This window comes from Streptomyces sp. enrichment culture, assembly GCF_964272895.1.
Lineage (GTDB): Bacteria > Actinomycetota > Actinomycetes > Streptomycetales > Streptomycetaceae > Streptomyces.
Genome location: NZ_OZ186832.1, coordinates 4,644,988 through 4,662,906, shown reverse-complemented (window position 1 = coordinate 4,662,906; position 17,919 = coordinate 4,644,988). Strand labels below are relative to the sequence as shown.

The 17,919-nt window shown below is 73.1% G+C and carries 17 protein-coding genes and 1 riboswitch; of the genes, 8 read left to right on the top strand and 9 right to left on the bottom strand.

Features of this window, described 5'->3' with window-relative positions; translation table 11 throughout:
* The first annotated feature begins 128 nt into the window (after positions 1-128).
* Positions 129-818 carry a response regulator transcription factor gene (locus tag ACSU6M_RS21210; protein WP_437071382.1) on the top strand — a complete coding sequence of 230 codons (690 nt, stop codon included), beginning with the start codon at positions 129-131 and terminating at the stop codon, positions 816-818.
* Positions 815-2,290 (top strand): ATP-binding protein, encoded by a 1,476-nt coding sequence (locus ACSU6M_RS21205; protein ID WP_437071381.1) that lies wholly within the window; start codon positions 815-817, stop codon positions 2,288-2,290. The genes ACSU6M_RS21210 and ACSU6M_RS21205 overlap by 4 nt, the downstream gene beginning before the upstream one ends.
* A gap of 99 nt (positions 2,291-2,389) precedes the next feature.
* Here the strand turns inward: ACSU6M_RS21205 and ACSU6M_RS21200 are convergent, their stop codons facing one another.
* From ACSU6M_RS21200 to ACSU6M_RS21190, 3 genes are all read right to left on the bottom strand, one after another.
* On the bottom strand, positions 2,390-3,931 hold the full coding sequence (locus ACSU6M_RS21200) for an ABC transporter substrate-binding protein (protein WP_437071380.1): 1,542 nt from the start codon (positions 3,929-3,931) through the stop codon (positions 2,390-2,392).
* Between the two features lie 206 nt (positions 3,932-4,137).
* Positions 4,138-5,427, bottom strand: coding sequence for a metallophosphoesterase (locus ACSU6M_RS21195; RefSeq protein WP_437071379.1), 1,290 nt, complete (start codon positions 5,425-5,427; stop codon positions 4,138-4,140).
* Between the two features lie 42 nt (positions 5,428-5,469).
* A complete protein-coding gene (locus tag ACSU6M_RS21190; RefSeq protein WP_437071378.1) occupies positions 5,470-5,709 on the bottom strand; it encodes an SCO4848 family membrane protein in 240 nt (79 codons plus the stop codon).
* Between the two features lie 91 nt (positions 5,710-5,800).
* On the opposite strand from ACSU6M_RS21190, the gene ACSU6M_RS21185 reads away from it, so the two are divergent.
* Positions 5,801-7,093 carry a D-alanyl-D-alanine carboxypeptidase family protein gene (locus ACSU6M_RS21185; RefSeq protein ID WP_437071377.1) on the top strand — a complete coding sequence of 431 codons (1,293 nt, stop codon included), beginning with the start codon at positions 5,801-5,803 and terminating at the stop codon, positions 7,091-7,093.
* Here ACSU6M_RS21185 and ACSU6M_RS21180 read toward each other — a convergent pair.
* The gene (locus ACSU6M_RS21180; protein ID WP_437071376.1) at positions 7,062-7,967 is read right to left on the bottom strand and encodes a YihY/virulence factor BrkB family protein; all 906 of its coding nucleotides are present in this window, start codon (positions 7,965-7,967) and stop codon (positions 7,062-7,064) included. The genes ACSU6M_RS21185 and ACSU6M_RS21180 overlap by 32 nt on opposite strands.
* A 143-nt stretch (positions 7,968-8,110) precedes the next feature.
* On the opposite strand from ACSU6M_RS21180, the gene ACSU6M_RS21175 reads away from it, so the two are divergent.
* Both ACSU6M_RS21175 and ACSU6M_RS21170 read left to right on the top strand, forming a co-directional pair.
* The gene (locus tag ACSU6M_RS21175) at positions 8,111-9,358 is read left to right on the top strand and encodes an FAD-binding protein (protein ID WP_437071375.1); all 1,248 of its coding nucleotides are present in this window, start codon (positions 8,111-8,113) and stop codon (positions 9,356-9,358) included.
* 74 nt (positions 9,359-9,432) lie between these two features.
* Complete coding sequence (locus ACSU6M_RS21170) at positions 9,433-10,188, top strand: decaprenylphospho-beta-D-erythro-pentofuranosid-2-ulose 2-reductase (RefSeq protein ID WP_437071374.1); 756 nt, start codon at positions 9,433-9,435, stop codon at positions 10,186-10,188.
* Between the two features lie 21 nt (positions 10,189-10,209).
* Here ACSU6M_RS21170 and ACSU6M_RS21165 read toward each other — a convergent pair whose 3' ends face one another.
* Both ACSU6M_RS21165 and trpS read right to left on the bottom strand, forming a co-directional pair.
* Positions 10,210-10,794 (bottom strand): 2'-5' RNA ligase family protein, encoded by a 585-nt coding sequence (locus ACSU6M_RS21165; protein ID WP_437071373.1) that lies wholly within the window; start codon positions 10,792-10,794, stop codon positions 10,210-10,212.
* Positions 10,795-10,960: 166 nt separating this feature from the next.
* Positions 10,961-11,974: a tryptophan--tRNA ligase gene (trpS, locus tag ACSU6M_RS21160; protein WP_437071372.1), complete on the bottom strand. Its 1,014-nt coding sequence runs from the start codon at positions 11,972-11,974 to the stop codon at positions 10,961-10,963.
* An 89-nt stretch (positions 11,975-12,063) separates the two neighbouring features.
* On the opposite strand from trpS, the gene ACSU6M_RS21155 reads away from it, so the two are divergent.
* From ACSU6M_RS21155 to ACSU6M_RS21145, 3 genes are all read left to right on the top strand, one after another.
* A complete protein-coding gene (locus ACSU6M_RS21155; RefSeq protein WP_437071371.1) occupies positions 12,064-12,681 on the top strand; it encodes an RNA polymerase sigma factor in 618 nt (205 codons plus the stop codon).
* A gap of 181 nt (positions 12,682-12,862) precedes the next feature.
* On the top strand, positions 12,863-13,738 hold the full coding sequence (locus ACSU6M_RS21150) for a hypothetical protein (protein ID WP_437075272.1): 876 nt from the start codon (positions 12,863-12,865) through the stop codon (positions 13,736-13,738).
* 145 nt (positions 13,739-13,883) lie between these two features.
* Complete coding sequence (locus tag ACSU6M_RS21145) at positions 13,884-14,570, top strand: hypothetical protein (RefSeq protein WP_437071369.1); 687 nt, start codon at positions 13,884-13,886, stop codon at positions 14,568-14,570.
* 110 nt (positions 14,571-14,680) lie between these two features.
* Here the strand turns inward: ACSU6M_RS21145 and ACSU6M_RS21140 are convergent, their stop codons facing one another.
* The 3 genes from ACSU6M_RS21140 to ACSU6M_RS21130 form a co-directional block, all read right to left on the bottom strand.
* Positions 14,681-16,132, bottom strand: coding sequence for a glycine hydroxymethyltransferase (locus tag ACSU6M_RS21140; RefSeq protein ID WP_437071367.1), 1,452 nt, complete (start codon positions 16,130-16,132; stop codon positions 14,681-14,683).
* Positions 16,133-16,166: 34 nt separating this feature from the next.
* Positions 16,167-16,256, bottom strand: a riboswitch (ZMP/ZTP riboswitch).
* A gap of 67 nt (positions 16,257-16,323) precedes the next feature.
* Positions 16,324-17,520, bottom strand: coding sequence for a glutathionylspermidine synthase family protein (locus tag ACSU6M_RS21135; RefSeq protein WP_437071365.1), 1,197 nt, complete (start codon positions 17,518-17,520; stop codon positions 16,324-16,326).
* Positions 17,521-17,540: 20 nt separating this feature from the next.
* Positions 17,541-17,900, bottom strand: a complete 360-nt coding sequence (locus ACSU6M_RS21130; protein ID WP_437071363.1) for a hypothetical protein — start codon at positions 17,898-17,900, stop codon at positions 17,541-17,543.
* Positions 17,901-17,919: the final 19 nt, after the last annotated feature.

The following is a 17,919-nucleotide window of genomic DNA, read 5'->3' as shown; positions in this document are numbered from 1 at the left end:
GTCCCCCCAGGTCCAGGGCACCAGCATCGGCGGCCCTCGCGCGCGGGGACACCGGGTACGACCGACTCTCAAGGAACTCCAAAGCGGACGGCGGGCCAGGGCGCCGCCGGGGCGCCGATACTGGGGGCATGACGACCGTCCCCGGCACCGTGCTGGTCGTGGAGGACGAGGAGAGCATCGCCGACGTCCTCGCCATCGCCCTGCGCTACCACCGCTTCGAGGTGATGACCGCGCGCACCGTCCGCGAGGCCCTCGCCCTCGCCGAGCGCACCCGGCCCGACGCGGCCCTGCTCGACGTGATGCTCCCGGACGGCGACGGGCGGGCGCTCGGCCGTGAACTGCGGGCCCGGCAGCCCGAGCTGGCGCTGGTGTTCCTCACCGCACGGGACGCGCCCGCGGAGATCGTCGGCGCGCTCGGGTTCGGTGACGACTACATCACCAAGCCCTTCGACATCGACGTGGTCGTCGCCCGTGTGGGCGCCGTGCTGCGCCGCACCCGCCCCACCGACGTCCTGCCCCAGCGCCCGCCGCTGCGCTACGGCGATCTGGAGCTGGACGAGACGACGTACTCGGTGCACCGGGCGGGCCGTACGGTCGAGCTGACCCCCACCGAGTACGCGCTGCTGCGCTTCCTGGTGCGCAACGGCGGCCGGATCGTGTCCAAGGAGCAACTGCTGCGGCACGTCTGGCAGTACGAGCACGCCCCGCAGGAGTCGACGGTCGTGGAGACGTACATCAGTTATCTGCGGCGCAAACTGGATGTGCTGGGCGCGCCGGTGATCACCACCCGGCGCGGCGTGGGCTACGGGCTGGCATGAGGAGGCGCAGGCACGGTCTGCGTTCGCTGCGGGTGCAGCTGACCCTCGCGAACGTGCTGCTGCTGTCCCTCGGGATCGTCGCGGCCACCGCGGTCAGCCTGATGGCGGCGCGGTTCTATCTGCTGGACAAGGTCGACACCGAACTGAAGGCTTCCCGCGCCTCGCTGCAGACGTCCGGGTTCACGCTGAAGCAGGTCGAGTCGCTGAGCGAACTGGCCGTCGCCATGGACAAGTTCGGCGCCGACGACCCGGCCGACGCGCTGCCGGCGCCCTCGGTGCTCTACGTCGCCGTGGGGCCGGGCGGCCGGGCGGTCGACCTCGGGGCGCTGAACCCGACCGCCCGGCAGCGGGCCCTGGCCGCCGCCGTCGGCGACCCGGTCGCGGTGGCCGCCGAGGACGAGCCGCAGGACGTGCGGGTGGGAAGCGAGCCGTACCGGCTGGTGGGAGCCCGGCTGTCGGACGGCACGGTCGTGCTGATCGGCACCTCCACCCGGGCGCTGCACGAGGGCATGGGCAAGGCGCTGCGGCTCGATCTGGCCTTCGGCACGCTGCTGCTGGCCGTGCTGGCGTGTGTGACGCTGTTCAGCGTGCGGCGCCGGATGCGGCCGCTGGAGGACATGGTGGAGACGTCGTCGGCGATCGCCGAGGGCGACCTGACCGCGCGGGTGCCCTCCAGCCGGCATCCCACGCAGGAGGTCGAGCAGCTGCGGCTGTCCCTCAACGCCATGCTCCAGCAGGTGGAGTCGGCGCATCGCACCCGGGAGCGCAGCGCGGCCCAGCTGCGCCGGTTCGTCGCCGACGCCTCCCATGAGCTGCGCACACCGCTCGCCGCCATCCGCGGCTATCTCCAGCTGTACGACAAGGGCATGCTGCAGGATCCGCGGGTGGGGGTCCCCCCGGTCGAGCGAAGCGGGGACCGGGGGAGCCGGCGGGCCTGGGACCGGGTGCTGGCCGAGACCGACCGGATGGGGCGCCTGGTCGACGAGCTGCTGGTCCTCGCCCGCCTCGACCAGCGTCCCGAACTGCGTCTGAGGAACGTCGATCTGAGCCGCCTGGTGCGGGAGGCGGCGGCCGATCTGGAGGTGCAGCAGCCGGAGCGGCCGGTGACGGTCGACGCCGACGGTGCCGTGCTGGTGCGGGCGGACGAGTCGGGGCTGCGGCAGGTGCTGGGCAACCTGGTGACCAACGTACGCGTGCACACGCCCGCCGACGTGCCGGTGCGGCTCGGGGTGGAGCGCGCCGGCGGGACCGTCCGGCTGTGCGTCGCCGACGAGGGACCGGGGCTCGCCGAGGAGGACGCGGCCCGCGTCTTCGACCGGTTCTTCCGCGCGGGCGGCGGCGCGGGCAGCGGGCTGGGGATGGCGATCGTCCAGGGGGTGGTACGGGCGCACGGCGGCGAGGTCACCGTACGCACGGCACCGGGCGAAGGGCTGGCGGTGACGGTGGAGCTTCCGGCGAGAGCGGCCCCCTGACCGGCGCCGGGAACGACGCGGCCGACGACGACGCGGTAAGGCGCGGCGCCGGGCGTCGGGAGCCCGGCACGATCAGCGAGACGCCCCCGTAGGCCCGCGTCAGATCCAGGTCAGCCGCCACAGCCGGAACACGCCGGTGCCGTCGGAGAGGTACTGGCCGCCGCCGACGTCGAGGGTGGTGACGACGTACTCCTTGCCCTGCCACAGCGGGATGACCGGCACGTCCCGGGCGATGGCCCGCTGGAGGTCCTCGAACTCCCGCGCGGCCCGGCCGCGGTCGGGATGGCGCTGACTGGCCTGGATCAGCGCGTCGACCTCCCGGCTGGCGTAGCCGGTGTTCATGGTGCCGCCGGAACCGACGAGCGGGGCGCCGAAGGTGTCCGCGTCGGGATAGTCGGCGACCCAGCCCACGGCGTAGGCGTCGAGCTCGCCGCCCGCCCAGCGCTTCTGGAAGTCGGTCCACTCGTAGCCCTTGAGGGTCACCTCGAACAGGCCGCCCTTCTCCAGCTGCCGCTCCAGCGCCCGCGCCTCGTCCTCGACGGCGCCGCGGCCCTCGCCGTAACCGTAGGTGAAGCGGACCGGGAGGTCCACGCCGGCGTCGGTGAGCAGGGCGCGGGCCCGGGCGGTGCTCTGTTCCGGGTAGGCGTCGAAGAAGGACGTGGTGTGGCCGACGATGCCGGCCGGGATCAGCGAGTACAGCGGGTCGACCGTCCCGTCGTACACATTGACCGCGAGATCCTCCCGGCTGATCAGCCACGCCATGGCCTGCCGGACGCGGACGTCGTGCAGGGGCCTGCCCTTGCGGGTGTTGAGGTAGAGGTTGCGGGTCTCGGAGCCGTCCGCCTCGGAGACCCGGATGTCCGGGTCGCTGGGGGAGAGTTCGGCGAGCACCTTCGGCGGCAGCTGGCGGGCGGCCACGTCGATCCGCCCGCCTCTCCATGCCTGGTCCAGCGCCTGCGAGTCCGCGAAGTAGCGCAGCTCGATCTGGTGGCCGGTGTCCTTCAGGGCACCGCGGTAGTCGTCGTTCGGCGTGAGGACGGCGAGGCTGTTCTCGGTGTACGAGGTCAGCTCGTACGGTCCCGTGCCGTCCACCTCGTCGCCCTCGCGCAGGGCGTCGGCCGGGTACTTCTCCCGGTCGACGATCGCCCCGGCGCCGGTGGCCACCTTGAACGGGAAGGTGGCGTCGGCCGAGGACAGCCGGAAGGTGACCGCCCGGCCGTCCGCCTCGACGGACTTCAGGGTGGTGAACAGCGAGGCCGGGCCGACGTCGGAGTCGATCTTCCGCAGCCGGTCGAAGGAGAACTTCACGTCCTCGGCGGTCATCTCCCGCCCGCTGGGGAACGTCAGTCCCTCGCGCAGCTCGCAGCGGTACGTGCGCAGGTCCGCCCCGGCGAACGCGCAGCTCTCGGCCGCGTCCGGCACCGGTTCGGCGCCGCCCGGCTCGAAGGTGAGCAGTGACTGGAAAACGTTGCTGAACAACGCCCATGAGCCGGCGTCGTACGCCCCGGCCGGATCCAGTGAGGTCACCGCGTCGGTGGTGCCGACCGCGATCGCCCCGTCCTTGCCGCCTTGCGCCGGCAGCAGCTGCCAGCCCCCCACTCCCGCGGCCGTGATCACCAGCAGCGCAGCGAGAATCCGCATGCGAACAGATCGCACCGGTGCCCCTCCCAGAACCCCCACGGAAAAAGCCACTCCCCAGTGGCCGGGGTCAATTGATCACAGAGGATTCGGCCGGGGAAAGAGCGACTGAAGAGTAGGGAAGAGATGCGCGGAAGTCGTTATCCGAACGTTTCACAGGCTGTTCTCGGCCAGCTCGCAGGGCCGCTGCCAGGAGCGGCCCGCGCCCCTCACGCCCGCATCGACGCCAGTTCCACGACCGTGATGTCGGAGGGTGCGCCCACGCGGGTGGGCGGGCCCCAGGCGCCCGCGCCGCGGGAGACGTAGAGCTGGGTGTCGCCGTAGCGCTCCAGGCCGGCGAGGGTGGGGTTGGCGAGGTCGGCGAGGAGGTTGCCGGGCCACATCTGGCCGCCGTGGGTGTGGCCGGAGAGCTGGAGGTCGACGCCGTGGTCGACGGCGTCGTGGATCTGCACCGGCTGATGGGCGAGGAGCACGCACGCGCGGGCCCGGTCGCGGTCGCCGAGGGCACGCGCGAAGTCGGGGCCCTGGCCCTCGCTCTCGCCCGCGATGTCGTTGACGCCGGCGAGGTCGAAGTGGGGCAGTTCGGTACGGGCGTTCTCCAGCGGGCGCAGGCCGAGCCGCCGCACCTCCTCGATCCACTGTCCGGCGCCGGAGAAGTACTCGTGGTTGCCGGTGACGAAGTAGGCGCCGTGGCGGGCCCGCAGTCCGGCGAGGGGGGCGGCGGCCGGGCCGAGGTCGGCCACATCGCCGTCGACGAGGTCACCGACCACCGCGATCAGGTCGGGCTGGGTGGAGTTGATGGTGTCGACGACCTTCTGCGCGAAGCCGCGGCCCAGGACGGGGCTGAGATGGACGTCGCTGACCACCGCGATGCGGAATCCGTGCGCGGCGCGCGGCAGCTTGGCCAGCGGCACGGTGACCCGCTTCACGCCGGGCCCGCGCAGCACCCCGTACGTGCCGTACCCGACCGTCCCGACGGCGGCCGCGGCGGCGGCTGCGGCCACGACACGGGAGACGAAGAGGCGGCGGGTGAGGTCGGGGACAGGGGTGCCGGCGGGGGCTTCGGCGGGGTCCTGCGGGCCGGGAGCGGCCGGCGGCTGCGGCTCCGGGTCCCGCGGCGGGGCCCCGACGGTGGCCGGTTCGGGTTCGGTGCGCGGCGCGGGGGCGGCCTCGGCGGGAGCCGGCGTGCGGCGCTTCAGGAAGCGGCGCAGCAGGGGTCGTACCGCCTCACCCGCGGCCACCGCCAGCAGCAGGTACAGGCAGAGCGCGAACCACAGGAACCCCGGCCAGGCCAGCGCGCGCTGGAGCCAGAACGGCGCTCCCGTGCGCTCGGCCACCATCGCGGCGACGAACAGCGCCCAGCCGCCCGCGATCAGGGCCGCGCCCGCCCGGCGCGCCCAGCCGGGCCCGGAGGTGGTGTCCCGGAACAGGCGGCGCCACAGATACCAGTTGGCGGCGACCAGCACGCCGAGTGCGAGCAGTGCGAAGAGGATGACCACGCTGTCGTGTCCCTGATCCGGTGGTGAGGTGGGCGGCGGTCTTTATGAGGTCCGACGCAGTGCGCGCAGACCGCGCAACCCGATGGCCCCGATGGCCGTCCCCAATACGAAGGAGACGACGGCCAGGACGAGGTGCACCCAGAAGTACGACGTCGGCTCGCCGTCCTCGAAGGCGAGCCCGCTGCCGTCCGCGACGAGGTTCTTGACGAAAGTGATCCAGATGAACCAGCTCCACACCCCGAAAGCGAGCAGGAACCAGGAGAGGGGGCGGCTGAGTGTCATGACTCCAGTATCACCGCCGACCGGCCGGTTCCTCGGCCGGGGTGGGGAGGGGGGCGCGACTTCGCCGGGGCGTGCCTGTACTTTCTCCGTCGTGCCCGCACCCATGAAGACCGTCAGGCGATCCCTGCTGGTCGCTGCCGCCGCCCTGCTGTCCGCGTCGCTGACCGCGCCCCTCGCCGCCGCCGCTCCGGCCCCGTCGCCGAGCGCCTCCGCGAGCCCGTCGGCCACTCCCCCGGCGAACATGTCGACCGTCGGCGGCGCCCGCCTGGGCAGGCCGGGCACACAGGTCGAGCTGGCGCCCGGCGTCCCGGTGATCCCGAAGGGCGTCACCGCGCGGTCGTGGATCGTGGCCGACGCGGAGTCCGGCGAGGTGCTCGCCGCGCACAACGCGCACTGGCGCCTCGCCCCGGCCAGCACCCTGAAGATGCTGTTCGCGGACACCCTGCTGCCGAAGTTCCCGCGCACCGCCACGCACAAGGTGGCCCCCTCCGACCTGGCGGGCGTCGGCGCCGGCTCCAGCATGGTCGGGATAAAGGAGGACGAGACGTACACCGTCCACGACCTGTGGCTCGGTGTCTTCCTGCGCTCCGGCAACGACGCCGTGCATGTGCTGTCCGCGATGAACGGCGGTGTCGAGGCCACCGTCGAGGCGATGAACCAGCACGCCGAGGAGCTCCAGGCCCTCGACACCCGCGTGGTCAGCCCGGACGGCTACGACGCCCCCGGTCAGGTCTCCTCGGCCTACGACCTGACGCTGATCGCCCGTTCCGGGCTGCAGAAGAAGGACTTCCGCGAGTACTGCTCGACGGTGTCGGCGAAGTTCCCCGGCGAGACGAAGAAGAACAAGAAGGGCAGGCTGGTCCGCGGGTCCTTCGAGATCCAGAACACCAACCGGCTGCTGACCGGCGACTACGACATCTCGCAGTACCAGGGCATCGCGGGCGTCAAGAACGGCAACACCACCAACGCGGGCGCCACCTTCACCGGCGTCGCGGAACGGGGCGGCAAGGTGCTGCTGGTGACGGTGATGAACCCGCAGAAGGAGGACCACAACCAGGTCTACAAGGAGACCGCCCAGCTGCTGGACTGGGGGTTCAAGGCGGCCGGCAAGGTGACGCCGGTCGGTGAGCTGGTGCCGCCGAAGGGCACGGCGGGGGCGAGCGCCCAGCCCGGTGCCAACGCCTCCGGCGAGGCGGGCGGCGCGGGCGCGGACTCGGGTGCGGATACGGGTTCCGGTTCGGGGCAGAAGCAGGCGGCCGTGGGGGCGGCACAGGACAGCGGGCGCGGCGTCGGGGTGGCCCTCGGGATCACCGGCGGGGTGCTGGCGCTGCTGGCGGCGGCGGTGTTCCTGGTCAACCGCCGGTGGCCGCTGCGCCGTCGGTGACCTTCTCGGCGCCCGCCCCTTCGGCCTCCTTGCTCCGCGTCGCCGTCCAGGCGGCGCAGAACAGCACCAGCTTCGACGTGAAGTTGATCCACAGCAGCAGGGCGACCGGGACGCCGAACGCGCCGTACATGCTCTTCGCGGCGACGCCCTGGATGTAGCCGCTGAGCAGCAGCTTCAGCAGCTCGAAGCCGACCGCGCCGATCAGCGCGGCGACCAGCAGGCGGCGGCGTTCGGGTTCGACGCCGGGCAGCAGGGTCAGGACGTAGAGCAGGACGAGGAAGTCGGCGAGGACGGCGACGGCGAACGCGGCCAGGTGCAGCAGGACGCTGCCGAGGCCGCCCCGCTCGATGCCGAGCCGGTCGACGATCCAGCCGACCAGCGCCGAGGCCACGGCGGAGGCGGCCAGTGTCACCAGCAGGGCGCCGCCGAGGCCCAGCAGCACCCCGGCGTCCTTGGCCTTGGCCAGCAGGGGGTTCTCCTCCTCGTCCGGCAGCTCCCACACCGCGCGCAGGCAGTCCCGCATCGCGCCGACCCAGCCGATGCCGGTGAACAGCAGCAGGGCGCCCGCGATGAGGCCGACCGTGCCGGCGTTGTCGACCAGCGCGCCGATGTCGAGCTGGTCGGCGATGCCGGGGATCTGGTCGGAGATCTTGTCCTCCAGCTCCTTCTGCTGCTCCTCGCTGACCGTGGCGGCGGCGACCGCGGCGGCCACGGTCAGCAGCGGGAACAGCGCGACGAAGCTGACGAACGTCATCGCGGCGGCCAGGCGCGTCCACTTCACCCGGTCCAGCCGCTCGTACGACCGCCAGGCGTGCGTCGTCGTCAGCCGGGTGACCGCCGGCCCGACGACGGGGAGCTTCTTCAGCCAGTCCATGATCCGACTCTGCCCTCTGCGCGGGAGACCGATGTGCGGGTACCCCGCAACCCCGAGGAGCGACATACCACTAATCGCCCATTTCGCCTAGAACAGGGATGTTCCGTAACCTGTCGCCCCGTTACGGCGATACGGTCACCGGCATGGCTGCCGACACCGTCCCCCTCACCGGTTGGGGCCGCACCGCCCCCACCGTCGCCCGGCTGGTCCGTCCCCGCACCTACCAGGAGGCCGTGGCCGCCGTCCGGGACTGCGGGGCCCGGGGCGGCATCCCCAGAGGCCTGGGGCGGGCGCACGGGGACGCGGCGCAGAACGCGGGCGGCAGCGTGTTCGACGTCACCGGCCTGGACCGCGTCCACGCCATCGACGCCGGTGAGGGCACCGTCCTGTGCGACGCGGGCGTCTCCCTGCACCACCTGACCCGGGTTCTGCTCCCCCTCGGCTGGTTGCCGCCGGTGGCCCCGGCCGCCCGCCACATCACCGTCGGCGGCGCCATCGGCGCGGACGTCCACGGCCCCGACCACCCGGCCGCCGGCTCCTTCTGCCGCCATGTCCGCGCGCTGGAACTCCTCACCGCCGACGGCGAGGTGCGCACCGCCGTCCCCGGCACTCCCCTGTTCGAGGCGACGGCCGGCGGCATGGGCCTGACCGGTGTCGTCCTCACCGCGACGCTCCGGCTCCAGCCCGTCGAGACGTCCCTGCTGACGGTCGGCACCGAACGCGCCGCCGACCTCGACGATCTGATGGACCGTCTGACCGGCGGCGGCCACCGCTACACGGCCGCCCGGCTCGACCTGCGCGCCCGCGGCGCCGCCACCGGCCGCGCCCTCCTGACCCGCGGCGACCACGCGCCCCTGGACGCCCTGCCCCCGCGCGCGCGAAGAGACCCCCTCGCCGTCCGCCCCCGGCGCGCACCTACCGGCCGGCTCCAGCCGCTGTCCGCTTTCTTCCACCACCCCTTCGACGGGCTCCGGCACCGGGTCCACGCCCGACGCGCCCTCGTGCGGTACCAGTTCGTCGTCCCCTACGGCCAGGAGGAGACCCTGCGCCGGATCGTGACCCGTCTCTCCGCCCGCCGCCGGCCGTCCTTCCCGGCCGTCCTCCAGCGGTTCGGCGAGTCCGGCCCCGGCCTGCTGTCCTTCCCCGCACCCGGCTGGACCCTGGCCCTCGACCTCCCGGCCCGCCTGCCCGGCCTCGCCGCCCTCCTCGACACACTCGACGAGGAGGTCGCCGCCGCCGGCGGCCGCGTCTGCCTCGCCGAGGACTCCCGGCTGCGCCCCGACCTGCTCCCCGCGATGTACCCGCGCCTGGCCGGCTTCCGCGCCCTGCGCGCCGGGCTGGATCCGCGCGGGGTGTTCGTTTCCGACCTGTCCCGCCGCTTGGGCCTGTGACGCAGGCCGTCGTCAGGAGCCGACATGAGCCATCAACCGTCGTCAGGAACCGCCATGAGCCACCAGGAGCTGCTGTGAAGGACGCCTTCGGCCTGCCCCAGTCCCTACTCGTCCTCGGCGGCACGTCCGAGATCGCGCTGGCAACCGCCCGCCGCCTCGTCGCCCGCCGCACCCGCACCGTATGGCTCGCCGGACGCCCCTCCCCCGCCCTGGAGGAGGCGGCCCGCGACCTGGGCGCCCTCGGCGCGGACGTCCGTACGGTCGCCTTCGACGCCCTCGACACCGACGGCCACGAGACGGCGCTGGGCAAGGTCTTCGCCGAGGGCGACGTCGACATGGTGCTGCTCGCCTTCGGCATCCTCGGCGACCAGGCCCACGACGAGCGCGAGCCATCCGCGGCGGTACGGGTCGCCCAGACCAACTACACGGGCGCCGTGTCGGCCGGCCTGGTCGCCGCCCGCGCCCTGCAGACCCAGGGCCACGGCTCCCTGGTCGTCCTGTCCTCCGTCGCCGGCGAGCGCGCCCGGCGCGGCGACTTCATCTACGGCTCCAGCAAGGCCGGCCTCGACGCCTTCGCCCAGGGCCTCGGCGACGCCCTGCACGGCACCGGCGTGCACGTCATGGTCGTACGCCCCGGCTTCGTCCGTACGAAGGCGACCGCGGGCCTTCCCGAGGCACCGCTGGCCACCACCCCCGAGGCGGTCGCCACCGCCGTCGAGCTGGGGCTGCGCCGGCGCTCGGAGACGGTGTGGGTGCCGGGCGCGCTGCGGGTGGTGATGTCGGCGGTACGGCATCTGCCGCGGGGGGTGTTCCGGCGGCTGCCGCTCTAGGAGTGCCCTGCCGGACACCCCTCAGGGGGTGTGCAGGGTGCCCTGCTCGACGGTGGCCGCCGATGCCTGCGGCGGCACCACGGAACCGCCGAAGACGTACTCGCGCAGCTTGCGCCACACGCCGTCCGGCCCCTGCTCGTAGAGCGCGAAGCCGGTGCAGGGCCAGGCGGCCTCGTAGTCGGCGAGTTCCTCGAACGCGCGGTCCATGGCGGCCTCGTCGATGCCGTGCGCCACGGTGACGTGCGGGTGGTACGGGAACTGCAGTTCGCGCGCGACCGGCCCGGAGGCGTCGCGGACCTGCTGCTGGAGCCGGGCGCAGTCCTCCGCGCCCTCGACGACGTTGACGAACACCACCGGCGACAGCGGCCGGAAGGTGCCCGTGCCGCGCAGCCGCATCGGGAAGGGCCGCCCGGCCGCGGCGACGCCCGTGAGGTGCGCCTCGACGGCGGGCAGCCGGGTGTCCTCGATCTCGGTCGGCGGCAGCAGGGTGACGTGCGTGGGGATGCCGTGAGCCGCGGCGTCGCCGAAGCCCGCGCGCCGCTCCTGGAGCAGGCTGCCGTGAGGCTCCGGGACCGCGATCGAGACACCGATCGTTACGGTCCCCACGTCGTCTCCTGTCGTCGTGCTCGTCGTGTGCGTCGTGCCTTCATGTCCGGGTGGTACCGGCTATCGACTGTACGGCCACGGCCGTGCTCCGGGCAGGCGCGGCCGAAGTGATGTGCAGCGCTCTGCCCGGTCGTACGGATGTGCGGTGGTGCGCCCCGGCGCCGGCTCAGTGCTTGGCCGGCAGGAATCCCACCCGGTCGTAGACCTGCGCCAGCGTCTCCGCGGCGACGGCTCGCGCCTTCTCCGCGCCCTTGGCCAGGATCGAGTCGAGCGTCTCCGGGTCGTCCAGGTAGCTCTGGGTGCGCTCCCGGAAGGGCGTCACGAAGTCGACCACGACCTCGGCGAGGTCCGTCTTGAGCGCACCGTAGCCCTTGCCCGCGTACTTCTCCTCCAGTTCGGCGATTCCCGTACCCGTGAGGGTCGAGTAGATCGACAGGAGGTTGCTCACACCCGGCTTGGCCTCGGCGTCGTAGCGGATCACCGTGTCGGTGTCGGTGACGGCGCTCTTGACCTTCTTGGCGGTGGTCTTCGGCTCGTCGAGCAGGTTGATGAGGCCCTTCGGCGTGGACGCCGACTTGCTCATCTTGATCGCCGGGTCCTGGAGGTCGTAGATCTTCGCCGTCTCCTTGAGGATGTACGGCTTGGGGATCGTGAAGGTGTCGCCGAAGCGGCCGTTGAAGCGCTCGGCGAGGTCGCGGGTCAGCTCGATGTGCTGGCGCTGGTCCTCGCCCACCGGCACCTCGTGGGCCTGGTAGAGCAGGATGTCGGCGACCTGCAGGATCGGGTACGTGAACAGGCCGACGGAGGCGCGGTCGGCGCCCTGCCTGGCGGACTTGTCCTTGAACTGGGTCATGCGGGACGCCTCGCCGAAGCCGGTGAGGCAGTTCATGATCCAGGCGAGCTGGGCGTGCTCGGGCACATGGCTCTGGACGAACAGCGTGCAGCGCTCGGGGTCGAGACCGGCGGCGAGCAGCTGGGCCACGGCGAGCCGGGTGTTGGCGCGCAGCTCCTTCGGGTCCTGCGGGACCGTGATCGCGTGCAGGTCGACGACCATGTAGAACGCGTCGTGGGTCTCCTGCAGCGCCACCCACTGGCGGACGGCACCGAGGTAGTTGCCGAGGTGGAACGAGCCTGACGTGGGCTGGATCCCGGAGAGCACGCGAGGTCGATCAGAGGCCATGTTCACCATTCTCTCAGGTCGCGGGGGGCGCTCGGGGACAGGTCGGAAACAGGTGGGAACCGATCCGTGCCCGGCGGTGTAACAAGGGTGTGAGAACGCGGGAGGGGGGCCGCATCGTCGATGAGGCCGCGGTGATCGCCCGGGTGCGCGCCGGAGAGCCGGAGGCGTACGCGGAGCTGGTGCGCGCCCATACGGGCATCGCGCTGAGGGCGGCCGCGGCGCTCGGGGCCGGTGCGGACGCGGAGGACGTGGTGCAGCAGGCGTTCGTCAAGGCGTACTGCGCGCTGGGCCGGTTCCGGGACGGCGCGGCGTTCCGGCCGTGGCTGCTGTCGATCGTCGCCAATGAGACGAGGAACACAGTGCGTACGGCGGCCCGGCAGCGCACGCTCGCCGGTCGCGAGGCGGCGCTGGCGGAGGCGGAACCGCTGATACCGGAGTCGGCGGACCCGGCGGCGGCGACGCTGCACACCGAGCGGCGTGCGGCCCTGCTGACGGCCCTGGAGAAGCTGAGCGAGGAGCACCGGCTGGTCGTCACCTACCGCTATCTGCTGGAGATGGACGAATCGGAGACGGCCCAGACCCTGGGCTGGCCCCGCGGCACAGTGAAGTCCCGTCTGAACCGCGCCCTGCGGAAGCTGGGCCGCCTCCTGCCGGATTTTCAGCCTCGGGGGGCCACCACGGCGAGAGGAGGTGAGGGACATGCCTGACGGACGCGCTGCGCAGGAGGCCGACGGCCCCGACGCGGACCACCTCGACGCCGACCAGCGCCGGGACGCTTCGGGCGGCCGGGGCGTGCCGGCCGCCGCCGGGCCGGGGGCGCGCGAGGCCGGGGACCGCAGGGCCGACGGCGACGGTCCGGGAGACGGAGACGGGGACGGAGGCGGCACGGTGGCCGGGGGCGGCACCGCCCGTCCGGGCTCAGGTGGCCGGGACGGCACGGCTGGTGCCGGGCGGCGTGCGGGGCCGGACGGCTCCCGGCTGTCCGAGGAGTTGCGCCTGCTGGGGCGGTCGCTGGAGCGGCCCGGCGCGGCCGACGGGCCGGAGTCGATGGCCGAGCGGGTGCTGGCGCAGATACTCGCCGAGCGGCTGCCCGTGCCGGTGGCCGGGCCGCCGGAGCGGGCGGAGCGGCTGCGGGCGGTGCGCCGGTGGGCGCGGGACCGTCGGCGCTCGCTGGCGGCGGTGCTGTGCGGCCTGCTCACGGTCCTCGCCCTGACCCCTCCGGTGCGGGCGGCGGTGCTGGACTGGTTCGACTTCGGCGGGGTCGAGGTGCGCTACGACCCGTCGGCCACGCCCTCCCCCGAGGCCCAGGTGCCCGGCTGCGCACGGCCGGTGTCGCTGGCCCAGGCGGCCCGGCAGGCGGGCTTCCAGCCGCTGGTGCCGCGGGCGCTGGGCGCGCCGGACGCGGTGTCGGTGAGCCGGGAGCCGCAGCGGCGGTTCCTGGTGACCCTGTGCTGGAAGGTGGACGGGCGGACGGTCCGGCTGGACGAGTTCCCGGCACAGCTGGACGTCGGGTTCGCCAAGGCGGTGCCGCAGCCGGCCGAGTTCGTGCAGGTCGACGGCGAGTCGGCGGTGTGGCTGCCGCGCGCTCATCTCCTGGACTTCTGGCTGGAGGACGACCGCGGCCGGTTCGCCCGCGAGGAGCGGACGTCGGGACCCACGCTGCTGTGGGGCCGGGGCGGTGGGCTGACCCTGCGCCTGGAGGGCGTGGCGTCGCGGGAGCGGGCGGTGGAGATCGCCGGGTCGGTGGGGGCGGATCAAAAATAGCGGGTCGCGGAGGGGAACCCGGGCGGGCCGGGCGGTGTACCAGGAGTGACAGGCGGCTCAGTGCGGGTCGCGGGGCATCGTCCGGCTGGGGGTTCGGATGCGGATGCGGATGTGCGGGCGGAGGGCCAGGCTCTGGGGCCGGGTGGTGGCGGCTGTGCTGTCGGTCTGGGCGGCGGCGCTCACGGTGCTGGTGTGGGGTGCGCCGGCGGCGACGGCCGGTGGCCTGACCAGCGTGCTGGTCGTGTCGCCCGAGAGCGGGGAGACGGCATCGCTGTACTACTCGGACAGCGCCTACCGGCGGCTGGAGCGGCTGCTGGGCGGCGCGGAGGGGGGTCCGGCGGCCAAGCCGCCGGAGGCGGACCTGGTCGGGGCCCGCCAGATCAATGTGACCTGGCTGGCCCACGACATATCGCCGGTCCGGATCGACCGGATCCACCTCCCGCCGGACACCCGAGAGGCATGGATCCACAGCTCGACGACCCCACCGGAGTGGACCGGCACCTGGCACCGCCCGGAGCAGCCGGGAGCCCTGCGCTCCCTGCTGGCCGAGCTGGGGGTGACGGGTGAGGCGGTGGACCCGGACACCGTCGCGGCCGGTCCGCCGGTGCCGGACACCGCGGCGGCCACGCCACCGGAGGGCGCCCGTCCCACCCCCACCGCACCTCGCGCCGCCTCGGCCCCGGACGGCCCCGCCTGGTGGTGGGCCCTGTCCGGCCTGGCCGTCGGCCTAGCGGCCGGCTATGCGGGGTCCCTGCTGATACGCCACGCGGCGACCCGGCGCGAGGCCGGACCGCCGCGAGGGCAGCCCCGTCAGGAGCTGATCGATCGCTGAACAGGAGCGGATCCGCCAACAGGCGGCGAGCCCCGACCCGCGGCCGGACACCGGTCCGGTGGCGGCCCGCCGGGAGCGCGGACCGCCGCTGGGCCGCCGCTCGGACGGTGTCAGCCGAGGTCGACCTCGGGGTACAGCGGGAAGCCCGCGACCAGGTCGGTGGCGCGGTGGGCGATCTCCTCGGAGATCTTCGGGTCCAGGACGTGGGCGGCCTTGGAGGGGGCGCCGGACTTGGTGGTGCCGGGCTCGGTGGCCGTGAGGACGCGGTCGATGAGACCGGCCACCTCGTCCATCTCGGCGGTGCCGAGGCCGCGGGTGGTCAGGGCGGGGGTGCCGATGCGGATGCCGGAGGTGTACCAGGCGCCGTTGGGGTCGGCCGGGATGGCGTTGCGGTTGGTGACGATGCCGGAGTCGAGGAGGGCCTGCTCGGCCTGGCGGCCGGTGAGGCCGTAGGAGGAGGCGACGTCGATCAGGTTGAGGTGGTTGTCGGTGCCGCCGGTCACCAGGGTCGCGCCCCGGCGCATCAGGCCCTCGGCCAGCGCCCGGGAGTTGTCCACGATCCGCTGGGCGTAGTCCTGGAAGGCGGGCCGGCGGGCCTCGGCCAGCGCCACCGCCTTGGCCGCCATGACGTGCGGGAGCGGGCCGCCGAGGACCATCGGGCAGCCGCGGTCGACCTGGTCCTTGAGGGAGTCGTCGCACAGGACCATGCCGCCGCGCGGGCCGCGCAGCGACTTGTGGGTCGTGGTCGTCACGATCTGGGCGTGCGGCACCGGGTCGAAGTCGCCGGTGAGGACCTTGCCGGCCACCAGGCCCGCGAAGTGGGCCATGTCGACCATCAGCGTGGCGCCGACCTCGTCGGCGATCTCCCGCATGATCCGGAAGTTGACCAGGCGGGGGTACGCCGAGTACCCGGCGACGATGATCAGCGGCTTGAACTCGCGGGCCTGGGTGCGCAGGGCCTCGTAGTCGATGAGGCCGGTGGCCGGGTCGGTGCCGTAGGAGCGCTGGTCGAACATCTTGCCGGAGATGTTCGGGCGGAAGCCGTGGGTGAGGTGGCCGCCGGCGTCCAGGGACATGCCGAGCATGCGCTGGTTGCCGAATGCCTGGCGCAGTTCGGCCCAGTCGGCCTCGGTCAGGTCGTTGATCTGGCGGACGCCGGTCTTCTCCAGGAAGGGGGCCTCGACGCGGTCGGCGAGGACCGCCCAGAAGGCAACGAGGTTGGCGTCGATGCCGGAGTGCGGCTGGACGTAGGCGTGGCGGGCGCCGAAGAGTTCGCGGGCGTGCTCGGCGGCGAGGGACTCGACGGTGTCGACGTTGCGGCAGCCGGCGTAGAAGCGGCGGCCGACGGTGCCCTCGGCGTACTTGTCGCTGAACCAGTTGCCCATGGCCAGCAGGGTCGCCGGGGAGGCGTAGTTCTCGGACGCGATCAGCTTGAGCATCTCGCGCTGGTCGTGGACCTCCTGGCCGATGGCGTCGGCGACCCGCGGTTCGACGGCACGGATCACGTCGAGGGCGGCGCGGAAGGCGGTGGACTCGGTGGAGAGGGGCTGCTGCTCTGGCATGTCGGCCTCCGGATGGCGTGTGCGTTCACGGTTCACGGCTGGCCCAGGCGCACGGCACTCATCATCACGCAGGCCGCTCCCCGATGGTCGGTCCCATCCCAGCGCGCCAGTCACGGCCCGGCCCCAGCCTACCCGTCCCCCTCCCCCGCACCCCGCCCACGTCCACCATGCGGGCGAGGCGGGCCCGGGGATCAGGAGCGGTTCTCGAGGATCACGTGGGGGACGAAGCGGGCGTACTCGTCGGTGACCAGGCCGGAGGATTCGCGGATGCCGAGGCCGGCGGGTTCGTTGTCGACGATCCAGGTGCCGAGGACGACGTGGTTGCCGTCGAAGGCGGGGAGGGGGGCCAACTGCTGGTAGCAGCAGGGTTCGTCGCGGAGTACGGGTGGCCGGCCCGGTGCGTGGACGGTGACGCCCGCGCCTTCGCGGCCCAGCAGGGGCTTGGCGACGTAGCCGGTCGAGGCGGCCAGTTCGCGGGGGCCGTCCAGGTAAGCGGGCAACAGATGGGGGTGGTCCGGGTACATCTCCCACAGGATCGCCAGGAGCGCCTTGTTGCTGAGGAGCATCTTCCAGGCGGGCTCGATCCACATCGTCGTCCCCGTACCACCGCCGTTGTCGAGGGTGTCGAGGACCTGGCCGGCGAAGCGGTCGGTGGTGAGCCACTCCCAGGGGTAGAGCTTGAAGACGCTGCGGATGAACTTCAGGCGCAGGTCGACGAAGCGGCCCGAGAGGCGGTCCCAGCCGATGTCCTCCATGGTGATCCAGTCGGTGGCGAGGCCCGCCTGCTCCGCGGTCTCCTTGAGGTAGGCGACCGTCATCAGGTCCTCGCCGAGCTCGTCGGCCGTGGAGTGCGCGAAGTAGAGGGGGCTGCCCGGCGGGAGGAGGGCCGCCTGCTTCTTCCAGGCGTCGACCAGGCGCTCGTGCAGGGAGTTCCACTGGTCGGCGCCGGGGAAGCGCTCCTCCATCCAGAACCACTGGGGGCTGGCGGCCTCGACCAGGGAGGTGGGGGTGTCGGCGTTGTACTCCAGCAGTTTGGCGGGGCCGGTGCCGTCGTAGCGGAGGTCGAAGCGGCCGTAGAGGGAGGGGAGTTCGCGGCGGCGGTGCCAGGACTCCCGTACGGCGCCGGCGAGCCGGGGGTCGGTGATGCCGAGGTCGGCGAGGCGGTCGGCGCGCACGATGTGGTCGGCGGCGGCCAGGCACATGCCGTGGAGTTCCTCGACGACCTCCTCCAGCGCCTCGACCTCCTCCAGCGAGAAGACGTAGTAGGCGCTCTCGTCCCAGTAGGGGCGCAGGGAGCCGTCGGGGTGGCGGGTCAGGGGGTAGATCAGGCCCTGTTCCTCGACCGTCTGCTGCCAGCCCGGCCGGGGCTGTGTGGTGCGGCGTTCCATGGTGGACGTCCGTGACGGGCTCAGCCGCCGCCGCTGCCCGAGCCCGAGCAGCCGAAGCCGCCCCGGTCGACGGCCTCGCTGCGGCTGAAGGTGCCGTGGTCGGCGTAGCCGCCGTCGACCTCGGCGTCGTAGTACCAGGCGGCGTCCCGCGTCCCCGACGACGTACGGCTCCTGCCGCCCTTCCCGTAGGACGAACCGGACGAGCCCGCTTTGCAGTTGCTGTCGGCGATGATCTTGTAGCCGGTGAGGAAGTCGTAGCTGTCGCGGTCCACGCACCGGCGGTCCGGGTCGGAGCCGCAGGACGTGAGGGCCGCCGCGACGACGCCCATACCGCCGAGGACGACCGTGCTGGAACGCAGCCGTCGCCGTGCCTCTGCCATGTTCTCCCCCGCAACGTTC

Bases quoted from the DNA above. Each gene is read 5' to 3' on its own strand.
- ACSU6M_RS21190 (WP_437071378.1), bottom strand. From the start codon at position 5,709: ATGACACTCAGCCGCCCCCTCTCCTGGTTCCTGCTCGCTTTCGGGGTG.
- ACSU6M_RS21135 (WP_437071365.1), bottom strand. From the start codon at position 17,520: ATGGAACGCCGCACCACACAGCCCCGGCCGGGCTGGCAGCAGACGGTC.
- ACSU6M_RS21180 (WP_437071376.1), bottom strand. From the start codon at position 7,967: ATGGACTGGCTGAAGAAGCTCCCCGTCGTCGGGCCGGCGGTCACCCGG.
- trpS (WP_437071372.1), bottom strand. From the start codon at position 11,974: ATGGCCTCTGATCGACCTCGCGTGCTCTCCGGGATCCAGCCCACGTCA.
- ACSU6M_RS21140 (WP_437071367.1), bottom strand. From the start codon at position 16,132: ATGCCAGAGCAGCAGCCCCTCTCCACCGAGTCCACCGCCTTCCGCGCC.
- ACSU6M_RS21200 (WP_437071380.1), bottom strand. From the start codon at position 3,931: ATGCGGATTCTCGCTGCGCTGCTGGTGATCACGGCCGCGGGAGTGGGG.
- ACSU6M_RS21130 (WP_437071363.1), bottom strand. From the start codon at position 17,900: ATGGCAGAGGCACGGCGACGGCTGCGTTCCAGCACGGTCGTCCTCGGC.
- ACSU6M_RS21175 (WP_437071375.1), top strand. From the start codon at position 8,111: ATGGCTGCCGACACCGTCCCCCTCACCGGTTGGGGCCGCACCGCCCCC.
- ACSU6M_RS21210 (WP_437071382.1), top strand. From the start codon at position 129: ATGACGACCGTCCCCGGCACCGTGCTGGTCGTGGAGGACGAGGAGAGC.
- ACSU6M_RS21205 (WP_437071381.1), top strand. From the start codon at position 815: ATGAGGAGGCGCAGGCACGGTCTGCGTTCGCTGCGGGTGCAGCTGACC.